This is a genomic window from Microbacterium sp. (assembly GCF_017305435.1).
Classification (GTDB): domain Bacteria; phylum Actinomycetota; class Actinomycetes; order Actinomycetales; family Microbacteriaceae; genus Microbacterium.
Genome location: NZ_JAFKIP010000009.1, coordinates 107708 through 122630 on the forward strand (window position 1 = coordinate 107708; position 14923 = coordinate 122630).

At 70.6% G+C, this 14923-nt stretch carries 15 protein-coding genes; 8 read left to right on the forward strand and 7 right to left on the reverse strand.

The window, feature by feature from the left end; all coding sequences use genetic code 11:
• Positions 1 to 6 precede the first annotated feature (6 nt).
• From J0I43_RS16105 to groL, 3 genes are all read left to right on the forward strand, one after another.
• On the forward strand, positions 7 to 585 hold the full coding sequence (locus tag J0I43_RS16105) for a LytR C-terminal domain-containing protein (protein WP_292866279.1): 579 nt from the start codon (positions 7 to 9) through the stop codon (positions 583 to 585).
• Positions 586 to 736: 151 nt separating this feature from the next.
• Positions 737 to 949, forward strand: a complete 213-nt coding sequence (locus J0I43_RS16110; protein ID WP_292866282.1) for a cold-shock protein — start codon at positions 737 to 739, stop codon at positions 947 to 949.
• A 147-nt stretch (positions 950 to 1096) separates the two neighbouring features.
• Positions 1097 to 2716 (forward strand): chaperonin GroEL, encoded by a 1620-nt coding sequence (gene groL / locus J0I43_RS16115; RefSeq protein WP_292866284.1) that lies wholly within the window; start codon positions 1097 to 1099, stop codon positions 2714 to 2716.
• Positions 2717 to 2803: 87 nt separating this feature from the next.
• Here groL and J0I43_RS16120 read toward each other — a convergent pair whose 3' ends face one another.
• The 3 genes from J0I43_RS16120 to J0I43_RS16130 all read right to left on the reverse strand — a co-directional run bounded on the left by J0I43_RS16120 (position 2804) and on the right by J0I43_RS16130 (position 5749).
• Positions 2804 to 3091 carry a WXG100 family type VII secretion target gene (locus tag J0I43_RS16120; protein ID WP_292866287.1) on the reverse strand — a complete coding sequence of 96 codons (288 nt, stop codon included), beginning with the start codon at positions 3089 to 3091 and terminating at the stop codon, positions 2804 to 2806.
• A 170-nt stretch (positions 3092 to 3261) separates the two neighbouring features.
• Positions 3262 to 5037 carry a cell wall metabolism sensor histidine kinase WalK gene (locus tag J0I43_RS16125; protein WP_292866290.1) on the reverse strand — a complete coding sequence of 592 codons (1776 nt, stop codon included), beginning with the start codon at positions 5035 to 5037 and terminating at the stop codon, positions 3262 to 3264.
• Between the two features lie 19 nt (positions 5038 to 5056).
• The gene (locus J0I43_RS16130; RefSeq protein ID WP_292866293.1) at positions 5057 to 5749 is read right to left on the reverse strand and encodes a response regulator transcription factor; all 693 of its coding nucleotides are present in this window, start codon (positions 5747 to 5749) and stop codon (positions 5057 to 5059) included.
• A 90-nt stretch (positions 5750 to 5839) separates the two neighbouring features.
• Here J0I43_RS16130 and J0I43_RS16135 point away from each other — a divergent pair, with 90 nt between their 5' ends.
• Positions 5840 to 6892 carry a CPBP family intramembrane glutamic endopeptidase gene (locus J0I43_RS16135; RefSeq protein ID WP_292866296.1) on the forward strand — a complete coding sequence of 351 codons (1053 nt, stop codon included), beginning with the start codon at positions 5840 to 5842 and terminating at the stop codon, positions 6890 to 6892.
• Here the strand turns inward: J0I43_RS16135 and J0I43_RS16140 are convergent.
• From J0I43_RS16140 to J0I43_RS16150, 3 genes are read right to left on the reverse strand one after another with little or no spacing between them, the layout of a single operon-like run.
• The gene (locus J0I43_RS16140) at positions 6853 to 8496 is read right to left on the reverse strand and encodes a DNA repair helicase XPB (RefSeq protein ID WP_292866299.1); all 1644 of its coding nucleotides are present in this window, start codon (positions 8494 to 8496) and stop codon (positions 6853 to 6855) included. The genes J0I43_RS16135 and J0I43_RS16140 overlap by 40 nt on opposite strands.
• Positions 8497 to 8532: 36 nt before the next feature.
• A complete protein-coding gene (locus J0I43_RS16145) occupies positions 8533 to 10311 on the reverse strand; it encodes a helicase-associated domain-containing protein (protein ID WP_292866302.1) in 1779 nt (592 codons plus the stop codon).
• A 2-nt stretch (positions 10312 to 10313) separates the two neighbouring features.
• Positions 10314 to 10595 carry a multidrug ABC transporter ATPase gene (locus J0I43_RS16150; protein WP_292866305.1) on the reverse strand — a complete coding sequence of 94 codons (282 nt, stop codon included), beginning with the start codon at positions 10593 to 10595 and terminating at the stop codon, positions 10314 to 10316.
• Positions 10596 to 10714: 119 nt separating this feature from the next.
• Between J0I43_RS16150 and J0I43_RS16155 the strand changes: the two genes are divergently transcribed.
• Both J0I43_RS16155 and J0I43_RS16160 read left to right on the forward strand, forming a co-directional pair.
• Positions 10715 to 11095: a cold-shock protein gene (locus J0I43_RS16155; RefSeq protein WP_292866308.1), complete on the forward strand. Its 381-nt coding sequence runs from the start codon at positions 10715 to 10717 to the stop codon at positions 11093 to 11095.
• Positions 11079 to 11690, forward strand: coding sequence for a DUF3027 domain-containing protein (locus tag J0I43_RS16160; protein WP_292866310.1), 612 nt, complete (start codon positions 11079 to 11081; stop codon positions 11688 to 11690). The genes J0I43_RS16155 and J0I43_RS16160 overlap by 17 nt, the downstream gene beginning before the upstream one ends.
• 155 nt (positions 11691 to 11845) lie before the next feature.
• On the opposite strand, the gene serC is transcribed toward J0I43_RS16160, so the two are convergent.
• Entirely contained in the window at positions 11846 to 12961 is a 1116-nt protein-coding gene (serC, locus tag J0I43_RS16165) for a phosphoserine transaminase (RefSeq protein WP_292866312.1), read from the reverse strand.
• Between the two features lie 67 nt (positions 12962 to 13028).
• Between serC and J0I43_RS16170 the strand changes: the two genes are divergently transcribed.
• Positions 13029 to 13736 carry a metal-dependent transcriptional regulator gene (locus J0I43_RS16170; protein ID WP_292866315.1) on the forward strand — a complete coding sequence of 236 codons (708 nt, stop codon included), beginning with the start codon at positions 13029 to 13031 and terminating at the stop codon, positions 13734 to 13736.
• 255 nt (positions 13737 to 13991) lie between these two features.
• Entirely contained in the window at positions 13992 to 14906 is a 915-nt protein-coding gene (locus J0I43_RS16175) for a peptidoglycan DD-metalloendopeptidase family protein (protein WP_292866318.1), read from the forward strand.
• Positions 14907 to 14923: the final 17 nt, after the last annotated feature.

The following is a 14923-nucleotide window of genomic DNA, read 5'->3' on the forward strand; positions in this document are numbered from 1 at the left end:
TCTCTGGTGCCCAAGACTCCGCCGCCGAAGGATCGCTTCGACGACCTCCCCGCCGACCGCGGGCGGATCGGCGCCCATCGCGCCGAGAACCCGCGCCTGCGCGGCGGCGTCGTCCTGCTCTGGTCGGTCATCGCGACGGTCGTGCTCGTCGCCGTCGGGATCTTCGGCACGATGCTCGCGACCGGTCGCATCTCCCTCACCCCCGCCGCGACGCCGACGGCGTCGGTCGCTCCGACCCCCGAGGCGCGCCTGGACACCTCGTACAAGGTGACGATCCTCAACGCGACCCCGCAGCGCGGTCTCGCGAGCGCGATGAGCGACACGCTCGTCGCGGCCGGGTGGAACGCCGATGACGTCAATGCCGGGGATGCCGGGTCGGACGACTTCGCCACGACGACCGTGTACTACACCTCGCCGGCCGACGAGGCCGCCGCGCGCGGTCTCGCTGCCGCGATCGGAGGGGCCGACGTCGTCCTGAGCGACGCGTACGCCGGGATGTGGGGCACCGACGACCCGCAGCTCGTGCTCGTCATCGGGCTCGACCGCACCGACGGGGCGACTCCCGCGGCCGACTCCGAGGGCTGATCCCCGCCGCGCCGAGAGGCGTCCGCGGGGACCGTGTTTCGCGCGTGTGAACACTTCGGTGCGGCCGTGTCAACAGTGCCCGGATCCGCGTCGTCGCGGCATCCCGCCTGGTTAGCATGGCCGAGTCCCACTGCACCATCAGGAGATTCGCATGACCGGCAACACGCAGGGCACCGTCAAATGGTTCAACGCCGAGAAGGGCTTCGGCTTCATCACCGTCGAGGGCGGTCAGGACGTCTTCGTGCACTACTCGAACATCGACATGTCCGGTTTCCGCGTGCTCGAGGAGGGCCAGACCGTCGAGTTCACGGTCGGCTCCGGCTCGAAGGGGCCGCAGGCGGAGTCGGTGCGCGTCGTCGCCTGAGCGGTCCTCCCTCCCCGGCGACACGGCCGGGCTCCCGGCTCGTCGGATCGGCTTGCACTCGTCATGCCCGAGTGCCAGAATGAGTTAGCACTCCGTCATGCTGAGTGCTAAAGACTCATCCTCACGTCCGGGAGGGACGACACACTTATGGCAAAGATCATCGCTTTCGACGAGGAGGCCCGCCGCGGCCTCGAGCGCGGCCTGAACATCCTGGCCGACGCCGTCAAGGTGACGCTCGGCCCCCGCGGCCGCAACGTCGTGCTCGAGAAGAAGTGGGGCGCCCCCACGATCACGAACGACGGTGTCTCGATCGCCAAGGAGATCGAGCTCGACGACCCGTACGAGAAGATCGGCGCGGAGCTCGTTAAGGAGGTCGCCAAGAAGACGGACGACGTCGCCGGTGACGGCACGACGACCGCCACGGTCCTCGCTCAGGCGCTCGTGCGCGAGGGCCTGCGCAACGTCGCGGCCGGCGCCGACCCCATCTCCCTGAAGAAGGGCATCGAGAAGGCCGTCAAGGCGCTCTCCGACGAGCTTCTGGCCTCGGCCAAGGAGGTCGAGACCAAGGAGGAGATCGCCGCCACGGCATCCATCTCCGCCGCCGACCCCGAGATCGGCGAACTCATCGCCGAGGCGATCGACAAGGTCGGCAAGGAGGGTGTCGTCACCGTCGAGGAGTCGAACACCTTCGGCACCGAGCTCGAGCTCACCGAGGGTATGCGCTTCGACAAGGGCTACATCAACCCCTACTTCGTCACGGACCCGGAGCGCCAGGAGGCGGTCTTCGAGGACCCGTACATCCTCATCGCGAACCAGAAGATCTCCAACATCAAGGACCTCCTGCCGATCGTCGACAAGGTGATCCAGGAGGGCAAGGAGCTCGTCATCATCGCGGAGGACGTCGAGGGTGAGGCTCTCGCGACCCTCGTGCTCAACAAGATCCGCGGCATCTTCAAGTCGGTCGCCGTCAAGGCGCCCGGCTTCGGCGACCGTCGCAAGGCGCAGCTGCAGGACATCGCGATCCTCACCGGCGGCCAGGTCATCACGGAGGAGGTCGGTCTCAAGCTCGAGAACGCCACCACCGACCTGCTCGGCAAGGCGCGCAAGGTCATCGTCACGAAGGACGAGACCACGATCGTCGAGGGTGCCGGCGAGACCTCGCAGATCGAGGGTCGCGTGACCCAGATCAAGCGCGAGATCGAGAACACCGACAGCGACTACGACCGCGAGAAGCTCCAGGAGCGCCTCGCCAAGCTCGCCGGCGGCGTCGCCGTCATCAAGGCGGGTGCGGCCACCGAGGTCGAGCTGAAGGAGCGCAAGCACCGCATCGAGGACGCCGTCCGCAACGCGAAGGCGGCCGTCGAGGAGGGCATCGTCCCCGGTGGTGGCGTCGCGCTCATCCAGGCCGGCAAGAACGCGTTCGAGAAGCTGGAGCTCGTCGGTGACGAGGCCACCGGGGCGAACATCGTCAAGGTCGCCATCGAGGCTCCGCTCAAGCAGATCGCCCTCAACGCGGGCCTGGAGCCCGGCGTCGTCGCCAACAAGGTGTCGGAGCTCCCCGTCGGCCAGGGCCTCAACGCGGCCACCGGCGAGTACGTCGACATGTTCGCGGCGGGCATCATCGACCCGGCCAAGGTCACCCGCTCGGCGCTGCAGAACGCGGCATCCATCGCCGGCCTGTTCCTCACGACCGAGGCGGTCGTCGCGGACAAGCCCGAGAAGGTCGCGGCTCCGGCCGGCGACCCGACCGGCGGCATGGACTTCTGATCCGCTGATCTCGATACACCGCAGCGAAAGCCGCGGCACTCGATCACCGAGTGAAGGGCCCCTCTTCGGAGGGGCCCTTTCCCGTTGTCAGCGGAACAGCCCCGAGGCGGCCGCCTCGGTCTGCGCGTACTGGCTGCCGGCGTGCGCGAGCGCGCTGCCGATGTCGCCGAGTGCCGCTTCGAGCTCGCGCTGCGTCAGGCGCCACCGGTCGATCACGCCCTGGAACGCGATCGCCGCGGCTCCCGTCCACGATCCCTGCAGCTGTGTGAGCTGCCCGAGCATCGCGGCGGTCTCGCCCTGCAGGCGATCGGCGGTTGCGCGGATCGCTCCGGTGGCGGTGAGCACGGCATCGGAATCGACGGAGAAGGTCGCCATGTCGGACCCCTTTCTGTGTGGATGCCGCCACGCTAGGCCGCGGATGCACGCAGCAGGAGCGGCGCCGGCGGAACGGTGGACAACTTCCCGCATCGGTCTCCTGTGGAGGAGACGATGCGCCCACTCGCACGGGGCATCCGCACGGGCACCAGCCCGCCCGGTGCACCCGATCAGAAGTCGTCGGCGCTCAGCCGGGGCAGGGGCTGCGTCTCGATGAGGAGGTGCTCCGCGGCATCCCGCTGCTTCGCCAACGGCAGGAAGACGCGGAACGTCGCCCCGCCGCCGGCCGTCTCGAAGACCTCGATCGACCCGTGCAGCGCCTCGACGACCGAGGCGACGATGGACAGGCCCAGCCCCGAGCCCCCCGTCTCGCGCGCACGCGAGGTGTCGGCGCGCCAGAAGCGCTGGAAGATCTTGTCGCGGATCTGCTCCGGGATGCCCTCGCCGTGGTCGCTCACCGCGATCCAGCCCATCCCGGCCCGCTCGTCGACGCCCGTGGACAGCTCGATCGGCGAGCCGGCCGGCGTGTAGCGGCGCGCGTTGCCGAGGAGGTTCGCGACGACCTGGCGGATGCGGTTCTCATCGCCGAGGACGATCGGAGCGGGCGGCGCGGGTATGGCCGGGGTGCCCGGCCGCGAGGCCGCACCACCGGCAGCGCCGGCCGCGGCTGCCGCACTGGCCGCACCGGCCGCACTGGACCCGGGGCGGGGACGCCGGCGCAGGAGGGAGCGGGTGGCGCCCGCGATGCCACGGCGCGCACCCGTGGCATCCACCGTCGACGTCACGAGCGGCACCGGTGCCGTGGGCGTGGGCTCCGGTCGGTCGTCGATGAGAGCGACCTCGCGGTCGGGCGAAGCGGCGCGGGCGTCGAGGGCCGCGTCGCGGGCGATCGGGCGGAGGTCGACGTCGGCGACGACGATGTCGCGCCGTTCGTCGAGGCGGGCGAGGGCGAGGAGGTCTTCGACGAGCCCGCCCATGCGGATCGCCTCCTTCTCGATCCGCTCCATCGACTGCGCGGTCTGCTCGTCGCCGGCGATCGCGCCCATGCGGTACAGCTCCGCGTAGCCGCGCACCGTGACGAGGGGTGTGCGCAGCTCGTGGCTCGCGTCGCCGATGAAGCGGCGCATCTGCTGCACCGTGGCATCCCGTTGGCCGAGAGCGTGGTCGATGCGGTCGAGCATCGTGTTGATCGCGATCTTGAGGCGGCCGACCTCGGTGCCCGGAGTGATGTCGCCCATGCGCTGGCTGAAATCGCCCGCTGCGATCGACATGGCGGTGGACTCCACCTGACCGAGCCCGCGGAAGGCGAGGGTCACGAGCAGGCGCGTCGCGATGGCGCCGGCCAGGATCGTGACGAGCGCGAGGGCCGTGTAGATGCCGAGGAAGTTCGCGACCGTCTGATTCACCGGCGTCAGCGGCAGCGCGAGCAGCTGCACGTAGGACTGCTGCGACCCGGGGAGCTGCAGCAGGTCGACCGCCGCATGGAAGGTCGTCTTGCCGTCGACCGAGAGGATGTCGAAGGGTGCCGTGCCCTGCATGAGCGCCTTGTCCAGGCCGAAGGGCTCCGGATAGTGCGGCTGGCTCCCGGCCGGGCCGCCCGCGGCGCCGCCGGTCTGCAGCAGCGTGCCGTCGGGCCCGTAGATCGCGATGTAGAACGACGTCAGCGGCGCTGTCGCGGGCGGGCCGAACTGGGCGACGCCGTCGATCACTTCGACGCTCAGGAGACTGGATGCCTGGTCGAGTGTGACCGTCTGCGTGATGGATTTGTCACGCTCGTCGATCTGGGCGTTCCGCAGGAACACCGCCGTGCCGATCCCGACCGCGACGAGCCCCAGGGCCAGCACGGCGACGGTGACGCCGGTGACCTTCGCGCGCAGGCTGACGCCGCGCCACCATTCGGTGATCCGGTCGCCTCGGCGGGCGTGCGCGGCGAGCGGGGGAGCCACGGTTCTCGCGGGAGCGGCCTCAGGCCGTCTTGCCGGCCTTCAGCATGTAGCCGAACCCGCGCTTGGTCTGGATGAGGGGCTCCGACGAGTACGGATCGATCTTGCGTCGCAGGTACGAGATGTAGCTCTCGACGATGCCGGCGTCGCCGTTGAAGTCGTACTCCCAGACGTGGTCGAGGATCTGCGCCTTGCTCAGCACACGGTTGGGGTTGAGCATGAGATAGCGCAGGAGCTTGAACTCGGTGGGGGAGAGGTCGATCGACACGTCGCCGACGGTGACGTCGTGCGTGTCCTGGTCCATCGTGAGCTCGCCGGCCTTGATGGTCGACTCCTCGTCGGCCTGCATCGTGCGGCGGAGGATCGCCTGCAGCCGCGCGACGATCTCGTCGAGCGAGAAGGGCTTCGTGACGTAGTCGTCGCCGCCCGCGTTCAGGCCCTCGATCTTGTCTTCCGTCTCGTCCTTCGCGGTCAGGAACAGGATCGGCGCCGTGTACCCGGCGCCGCGCAGGCGCTTGGTGACGCTGAAGCCGTTCATGTCGGGCAGCATGACGTCGAGGATGATGAGGTCGGGCTCCTCCTCCAAGACGGCGGAGATCGTCTGCGCGCCATTGCTGACGGCGCGGACCTGGTACCCGGCGAACCGGAGGCTCGTGACGAGCAGATCGCGGATGTTCGGTTCGTCGTCCACGACGAGGATGCGCGGTGCGGTCATGACCCCATACTGGCACCGGAATCCATGCGGTTGCTGGATATCCGCATCCGTGGCCCCGATCGCGGGTCGATCGGTCATCATGAAAAGGTGATGCCTGCCCCCGCTCCGGCGCCCGCGCCCGTCCTCGTGCACGTCCCCGCGCCCGCTGCGGCCCCGCTTCCGGCCGATGCCACATCGGGCGGTCTCGCGTTCCACCGGCTCGTGTTCGCGCGTCGTCGCCGGGGGTGGTGGACGCCGCTCGTCGTCGGAGCCCTCGGCATCGCGTTCTACCTCGTGCTGATGCTCGTCGTGCTGGTGGCGATCTTCGCCGCGGCATCCGTCGACCCCACCGTGCTCGAACGCATGACGGCGCTCGCGCAGAATCCCACCATCGACGCGCGGGATCCGCTCATGCTGGCGCTCCTGCTCGGCACCATCGTGCTGATGCTGCCGTGCTATCAGCTCGCCTCGCTCATCGTGAACGGCAAGCGGGTCGGACTCATCTCGTCGGCGGCGGGTCGGCTGCGCTGGCGGTGGATGCTGCTGTGCGGGCTCGTCGCGCTCGTCCTCTACGGCGTCTTCACGCTCGTGTCACTGGTGCTGCCTTCGGAGATCACCGGGGATGCCGCGGGGGATGCCGCGCCGCAGCCGCTCTGGCCGCTCTCGCTCGCGCTCATCCTGCTGCTCGTGCCGCTGCAGTCGGCGGCGGAGGAGTACGTCTTCCGCGGGTATCTCGCCCAGGCGATCGGGCGGTGGCTGCGGCATCCCGCCTTCGCGATCCTGCTGCCCGTGCCGCTCTTCGTCCTCGGTCACCTCTACGACGTGCTCGGTCAGCTCAGCGTCGGCGTGTTCGCCGTCGCCGCAGGCTGGCTCGTGTGGCGCACGGGCGGGCTCGAAGCCGCGATCGCGCTGCACGTCGTGAACAACCTGTCCGGTTTCCTCCTGTCGCTCGCGTCCGGCGCCGATCCGACGGCGAGCGAGACGGGATGGGTGAGCTTCGTCTCCTCGTTCGTGCTGATCGGCGGCTATGTCGCGATCGTCGAGTGGCTGCTGCGCCGCCGGGCGGCGCGCGGCCGGCCCCTCCCGCGGACCCTCGTGCTCACGCCGCCCGTGCCCGTGCCCGCTCACGCCGCGGCGAGGCCGTCGGCGTCCAGGATCGTGTAGCTGTAGCCCTGTTCGGCGAGGAACCGCTGGCGGTTCTGCGCGAAGTCCTGATCGACGGTGTCGCGTGCGATGAGGGTGTAGAAGCTCGCCGTGTGCCCGCTCTGCTTGGGGCGCAGGAGTCGTCCGAGCCGCTGTGCCTCCTCCTGACGGGATCCGAACGACCCCGACACCTGGATGGCGACGGATGCCTCGGGCAGGTCGATCGAGAAGTTCGCGACCTTCGAGACGACGAGCACGGGGATGCGTCCCTCGCGGAACGCGCCGTAGAGCTCCTCGCGCTCGTCGACGGGCGTCGCGCCCGTGATCTGCGGCGCGCCCAGGGCGTCTGCGAGGATGTCGATCTGATCGAGGTACTGGCCGATCACGAGGATCTGCTCGCCCGCGTGCCGCGCGACGAGGTCCTTCACGACGCCGATCTTCGCGTGCGCCGTCGCCGCGAGGCGGTAGCGCTCGTCGTCGGCCGCCGCCGCGTACTCCATACGGTCGCCCGGGGGCAGATCGACGCGCACTTCGTAGCAGACGGCGGGGGAGATGAACCCCTGCGCCTCGATCTCCTTCCACGGCGCGTCGAAGCGCTTGGGTCCGATGAGGCTGAAGACGTCGCCCTCGCGGCCGTCCTCGCGCACGAGCGTGGCCGTGAGGCCGAGTCGTCGCCGCGCCTGCAGGTCGGCGGTCAGCTTGAACACGGGGGCGGGTAGCAGGTGCACCTCGTCGTAGACGATGAGACCCCAGTCCAGGGCATCCAGCAGCGCCAGATGCGCGTACTCGCCTTTCCGCTTCGCGGTGAGGATCTGGTAGGTCGCGATCGTGACCGGCTTGACCTCCTTCACCTGACCGGAGTACTCGCCGATCTCTTCGGGAGTGAGCGTCGTGCGCTTGAGCAGCTCGTCGCGCCACTGCCGCGCGCTCACGGTGTTGGTGACGAGGATGAGGGTCGTCGTCTTCGTGTCGGCCATGGCCGCCGCCCCCACGAGCGTCTTGCCGGCGCCGCAGGGGAGCACGACGACACCCGACCCGCCCTCGCTGAAGATGTCGACGGCTTTGCGCTGGTAGGGGCGCAGCGTCCAGCCGTCCTCGGCGAGGTCGATCTCGTGCGGGGTGCCGGGGGTGTAGCCGGCGTGGTCCTCGGCGGGCCAGCCGACCTTGAGGAGTTCCTGTTTGATGTGACCGCGCGCCCAGGCATCCACGGTGAAGACGCCGGGGGAGGGATGCCCCGTCAGCAGCGGCTGGATGCGCTTGTTCTTCGCGACCTCGGCGAGCACCGCGGTGTCGGTCGCGCGGAGGATCAGCGTGCCCTCGTCGTCGCGCTCGATGACGAGCCGCCCGTAGCGGCCCACGGTCTCGCGGATGTCGATCGAGACGGATGCCGGGACGGGGAAGCGCGACCAGCGATCGAGCGTGGCGAGCATGTCCTCGGCGGAATGTCCCGCCGCGCGGGCGTTCCACAGCCCGAGCCGCGTGATGCGGTAGGTGTGGATGTGCTCCGGGGCGCGCTCGAGTTCGGCGAACGTCGCGAGTTCGTGACGGGCGCTCTCGGCGTCGGGATGGGCGACTTCGAGCAGCACGGTGCGGTCGCTTTGCACGATGAGGGGTCCGTCAGCCATAACGGATCATTCTACCGGCGTGCAGTCGGTGCGGCTTCAGGCGGGGCCGACCCGGACGATGCTCGAGACGGGCAGCGTGCGTTCGACGTCGACGGTGCGGTCGAGGCCCCGCAGACGCCCGCCGCCGAGCCCGGTCGCCTCGATCGTGAACGAGCGCTCGGCCCCCTGATCCTCGTCTGGACTGGCCGGCAGGCGTACGGTGACCGTGATGGTCGCCCGGGTGCGGACGGCCTGCTCGAGCTCGCGGCCGAGCCATGCGGCATCCGCGTCTTCGGACTGCGCGGCGCGCAGGCGTGCGAGGAGGTCGGCGTACACCTCGACGGGGTCCGCCTCCGGCTCCGGCGGCGCGGCGAGGCGATGACGCTCGAGCGGGCGACGTGCGCCGTCGGCATCCACGGCGACGATCGGATAGCGGGCGTCGGCGATCATCCAGAACGCGGTGTCCGCGCTCGATCGGGTGATGAGGGCGTCCCCGTCCGGAATCAGCCCGAGGGGCCGCAGGGCCTGATCGACGGCGATCGTCTGCAGCATCGCGGCGTCGTCGCTCGTGACGCGCGTGCGTCCGCTTCCGTCCTGTCCGACGCGGAGCGTGCCGTGCCGGCTGGCGGAGCGCTCGATCTCGTAGGCGAGCGGCTGCGGCAGACCCGTGAGCGAGAGTTCGAGGAGGAAAGCCCGCAGGGAGTCGGCGGTCTCGCCCGCCGTGAGCGCGTCGGCGAGCGTCTCCGCGGTGAAGCGGTAGCTGGATGCCTGGGCACGCGATTCGCGACGCGCCATCGACCGCAGCCGCAGGTCCAGGTGCGGGGCGAGGGAGCCCGGGGCGATCGCGGTGAGGTCGTTCTGCAGATAGACGCGGTCGACTTCGGGCGGGAGGAGTGCGGCGAGTGCGGCCGCGTCGGGGGCGTCGCCCGCGGCTGCGCGCCGCATCCACACGGTCGGCTCGCCCGCGCCGTCGACGATCGCCCAACGCCGCAGGAGCCCCGCGAGCTCGTCGGCGCGCGCGGGCCAGGCCGGGTCGAACGGGTACGCGCCGGGCCAGGCGGGGGCGGCGAGCCAGCCGCCGGCTGCCGTGCGCAGCCCCGCCGGCAGGCCCGCGATCAGCCGCGCCGCGACGGCCGACCAGCGAGCGGCCGTGCTCCCGCCGAGCCAGTCGATGCCGGCGGGGGTGACGAGGAGCGCGCGCCCCTCCGGAGCGAGCAGGCCCGCACTCTGCCCGATCGCGACGAGGTCATCGGCGGCCGCGGCATCCTCGACCGCGCCGGTGTCGATGAGTCGCCGGCGGTCCGCGGCGCCGAGCGTGCCCGCCCCGATGCGGCCGAGAGGGGCGACGAGCGCCGCGTGCAGGACGTCGGCGAGCGAGGCCGTGGCGGTGAACGCGCGCTCGGCGGATGCCGCGTCGGCGGCGTTCTCGCCGATCGGCGTCCGTTCCGGTGTCGGCGCCGTGGTCGGGGAGAGTACGGCGACGCGGCTCGTCGCGCGGAAGGTGTCGGCGACGCTCTCCCAGACGCGCCCGTCGGCGTCGAGCAGCCCGCGCGCGACGAGCACGTCACGCGCGGGGCCGGGCTCGGCTGCGGTGGCTGTCGCCGCCGGTGCCGCTGAGGCGGCTGTCGCCGCCTCCAGCGCGTCCGCCTCTGCGGCGGTCAGATCGACGAGGGCGCGAGCGATCGACGTCGGATCGAGCAGCTGCTCGGCCGCGTCGAACGCGTCGTTCCAGTGCGCGGCGGGGGAGACATGACGGGCGAGAAGCAGTGCGGCGAGGGAGCGGTCGTCCCGCGCCGCGAGCTCGTGCGCGAGCGTGCGCGCGGAGGGCCCGGTCATGATCAGCGCCCCTTGCCGACCCGCGCCTTCCGGATGAAGGTCATGATGAGCACCGTCAGCAGGAGCAGGAACGCCACGATCGGGGCGATGTACACCGTCGTTCCGAGTGCGGGCCAGACGCCCGTGCCCATGTCCGCGCCCGAACGCGACCCGATGATGATGGCCGCGAAGCACACGATCGACAGCACGACGAGCCCGAGGGACATGAACGCGAGGATGCGGTCGATCCGGCGGACGGGCAGATCGTCGGCCGGTTTCGGCGTGCGCGGTGCGGAGGAGGACATCCGCACCAGCCTACTGCGTCGCGCCGCTCGCCGCGCAGCCCGTGCCGTAGGCTGAGAGGGGGGAATTCGTCCCCTCTTTCACAGCGCCCGCACACGGCGAGCACATCAGCGAGGTTCACATGCCCACCGGCAAGGTCAGGTTCTACGACGACGAGAAGGGTTTCGGCTTCATCACCGCCGATGACGGCCAGGACGTCTTCCTGCACGCCACGGCCCTTCCTGCGGGATCGGTCGTGAAGACGGGCTCGCGACTCGAGTTCGGTGTCGCCGACGGCAAGCGCGGTCTGCAGGCGCTCGCGGTGCGCGTGCTCGACGCTCCTGTGAGCCTCGCCAAGCGCAACCGTCCGAAGGCCGACGACATGGCGGTCATCATCGAGGACGTCGTGAAGCTGCTCGACAAGGTCGGAGGCGACCTCCGCCGCGGGCACTACCCGAGCGGAGCCCAGGGCACGAAGGTCGCGGCGATCCTGCGCAAGGTGGCCGATGACCTCGACGCCTGAGCCCGTGACGTCGATGCACGGCTCCGCGGACGAGCGCCTGATCGGCGCGCACGATCTCGCCGTCGCGGCGCTGCGGGAGATCACGCCGGCGGCGACGATCGGCGAGCCCGTGGGCTACACGCTCGAGGACGGCGGCGTCGTGTCGCTGCGTTTCGCGAACACGATGGAGGGCTACCCGGGCTGGTTCTGGACGGTGAGCGTCGCCGTCGTGGAGGACGCCGACCCGACCGTGCTCGAAGCCGAGCTGCTGCCCGGTGACGGGGCGCTGCTCGCGCCGGAGTGGATCCCCTGGGCCGTGCGGCTCGCCGAGTATCAGGCGGCCGCTGCGGCCGCCGCGGAGGCGGACGACCACGACGAGGACATCGACGACATCGAGGACGACGACGATCACGACGTCGACGATCTGGACGATCTGGATGCCGCCGACTTCGACGACGACGGCTCGCCGATCCTCCACGCGGGCGACGTCGACGGCGTCGACATCGACGAGCTCGACGACTCCGCCCCCGACGCGGCTGAAGACGACGACGCCGACCCCGACGGCGACGACACCGACCTCGCCGACTCCGACGACGAGACCGCTCAACCCCGGTGATCGAGTGCCGGCGCGCAGCGCCGGTGTATCGAGATCACCCCACCCCTCCCGCGCGAGGTAGTGGTCACTCGTGGCGCTCACGGACGCCGGGATGCCGCCACAACTGCCCACAAGTCGGCCGGCCAGGTCGGCCGGCGCCGCACACCGGCGCGGGCTCAGCGCTGGTGCTCGACCGTGTACTCGATGCACTTGACGAGCTGGCGCACGTCGTCGGGCTCGATCGAGACGAAGGTCGCGATGCGCAGCTGGTTGCGGCCGAGCTTGCGGTAGGGCTCGGTGTCCACGATGTCGTTGGAACGCAGGCTGGATGCCACCGCCGCGGCATCCACGCTGTCGTCGAAGTCGATCGTGACGACGACCTGCGACCGGTCGGCGGGGTCCGCGACGAACGGTGTGGCATACGACACTGACTCGGCCCAGTCGTAGAGCACCTGAGACGACTCGGCGGTGCGGGCCGACGCCCAGCCGAGACCGCCGTTGCCGTTGATCCACTCGAGCTGCTTGTCGAGGAGGAACAGCGTCGCGACGGCGGGCGTGTTGAGCGTCTGGTTCAGTCGCGAGTTGTCGAGCGCGTTCTTCAGGCTCAGGAACTCGGGGATGTAACGGCCGGATGCCGCGACGCGCTCGATCCGCTCGATCGCCGCCGGCGAGACCGCGGCGAACCACAGACCGCCGTCGGAGCCGAGGTTCTTCTGCGGCGCGAAGTAGTAGACGTCCGTCTCGGAGATGCGCAGGTTGATGCCGCCCGCGGCGCTCGTCGCGTCGATGACGGTGAGAGCGCCGTCGTCGCCCGCCACGCGGGCGATGGGTGCCGACACGCCGGTGGAGGTCTCGTTGTGCGGCCACGCGTAGACGTCGACGCCCGCGACGGCCTCGGCGCTCGCGCGCGTGCCCGGCTCGGCCTTGCGCACGTCGGGGGCCTCGAGCCAGGGGGCGGCCGCGGCGGCGGCGAACTTGCCGCCGAACTCGCCGAACACGAGGTTCTGCGCGCGCTTCTCGATGAGGCCGAACGACGCGGCATCCCAGAAGGCCGTCGACCCGCCGTTGCCGACGATGATCTCGTACCCGTCGGGGAGGCGCAGCATGTCGGACAGGCCCATGCGCACCTGGCCGACGAGGCTCTTGATGGGCGCCTGGCGGTGCGAGGTGCCCATGAGGACGGCGCCGGGGCCGGCGAGGGCCGCGAGCTGCTCGGGGCGGATCTTCGACGGTCCGCAGCCGAAGCGTCCGTCGGTGGGCAGGATCTCGCGGGGCAGCGTCACGTGGGCCATGACCCTGATTCTAGAGCGAGCGGATAGGGTGGAATTTCACCCCCGACATCGCGCACCGAGGCCTGCCATGACCGATCTGATCGACACCACCGAGATGTACCTGCGCACGATCCTCGAACTCGAGGAGGAGGGGATCGTCCCCCTTCGCGCGCGCATCTCCGAGCGCCTCGGTCACTCGGGTCCCACGGTGTCGCAGACGGTCGGACGCATGGAGCGCGACGGCCTCGTCGTCGTGACCGACGACCGCTCGCTCGCGCTCACCGACTCGGGGCGGCACAAGGCCGTCGACGTGATGCGCAAGCACCGCCTCGCCGAGCGGCTCCTCTCCGACGTCATCGGCCTCGACTGGGCGTTCGTCCACGAAGAGGCGTGCCGGTGGGAGCACGTCATGAGCGAGCAGGTGGAGCGCCGCCTCATCGAGCTGCTCGGCCACCCGACCGAGTCCCCGTACGGCAACCCCATTCCGGGTCTCGACCAGCTGGGCGACGTCCCGGCGCGCACGTTCGACGACGGCGTCGTCGGGCTCGTGCGCCTTCTGAACGAGACGGGCGGCCCCGTCTCGGGCACCGTCCGTCGCCTCGCGGAGCCGGTCCAGGTCGACCCCGAGCTGCTCACGCAGCTGCGCGAGGCGGGTGTCGTCCCGGGAGCGACGGGCGACTACCGCTTCAGCGAGGGGTACGTGCTCGTGCAGATGGACGGCCAGGCCGACGGTCTCGAACTGCCCGTCGAGGTCGCCTCGCACATCTTCCTGGTGGATGCCGCGCCGCAGGCCTGACCGGCCCGGGCGCATCCCCCGAGCCTGAACGCCTGGTGGGAGAGTCCTGGGCGCCGCGAACCCCGCGTGACATATTCGTTACCTTCCGGTAGCCTCGAAAAGTCCACCTGGCGAGAAGCCCGCCACGGACCGCCGCTCGGATTGCCTCATGGGTTCGTCGTCCGCACGGTGAAGCCCGTACATCTGTGCCCGACACCGAGTGCCGACGAACCAGCAATCCTCCGCCGGAGGGCATGCAGAGGCGCCGGAGGACCATTGGCTGAACAGTTCGACTCGTCGCGAGAGACTCCCGAATCCGACGCGACGACCCCCGCTCCCACGCGACGCACGGCCCTCGGCCGTGTCCGCGCCCTCGCGACCACGCGGGCGACGTCGCCCGCACCGCGTCGCGCGGCATCCGCCCCGCAGAGCCGTGCCGCTCGTCGCGCGGCCGGCAAGCCGCACCCGATGCGCAGCTTCCTGACGGTCGCCGCCGTCGCCGGCCTCGTCGCCACGGTGGCCGTGCCCGCCGCGCTGAGCGCGACCGGCGGCACCCCCGCCGAGGCCGCCGTCACGACGCTGCAGCAGGTCGCCGCGGACAACGCCCAGTCGCTCGTCGTCGCCTCCGAGGCGACGCCCGCGGCGCTCGAGCGCGGCAGCTACACGGCGACCACGCCCGAGGAGATCCAGGCGAAGAAGGACGAGGATGCCGCGAAGGCGGCCGCGGCCGCGCGCATCGCTGCGGCATCCACCACCACGTCGAGCGATTACACGGGCTCGCTCGCCGAGTCGATCGCGCCGGCCGGCTCGGTCGTGCGTCCGTTGCCGTACTTCAACAACTTCGGCGAGCCGTACGCGGGCCACAAGGGCACCGACTACATGGTCGAGCGCGGCACGCCGATCTACGCGATCGCCGACGGCGTCGTCGTCGCCTCCGACGAGAACGGCCCGGGCTGGGGCGTCTACATCAAGATCGCCCACAACATCGGCGGCCAGAGCGTCACCTCGCTGTACGCCCACATGCTCTACGGCTCGCGCCGGGTCGCCGTCGGCGACACGGTCCGCGCCGGTCAGCTCATCGGCCAGGTGAGCGACACGGGCCTCGCGTACGGCACGCACCTGCACCTGGAGATCTACGTCAACGGCTCGTGGATCTTCGCCGAGGACTTCCTGCAGGCCAACGTCCACTGAGTGCGTTACCCTGAACC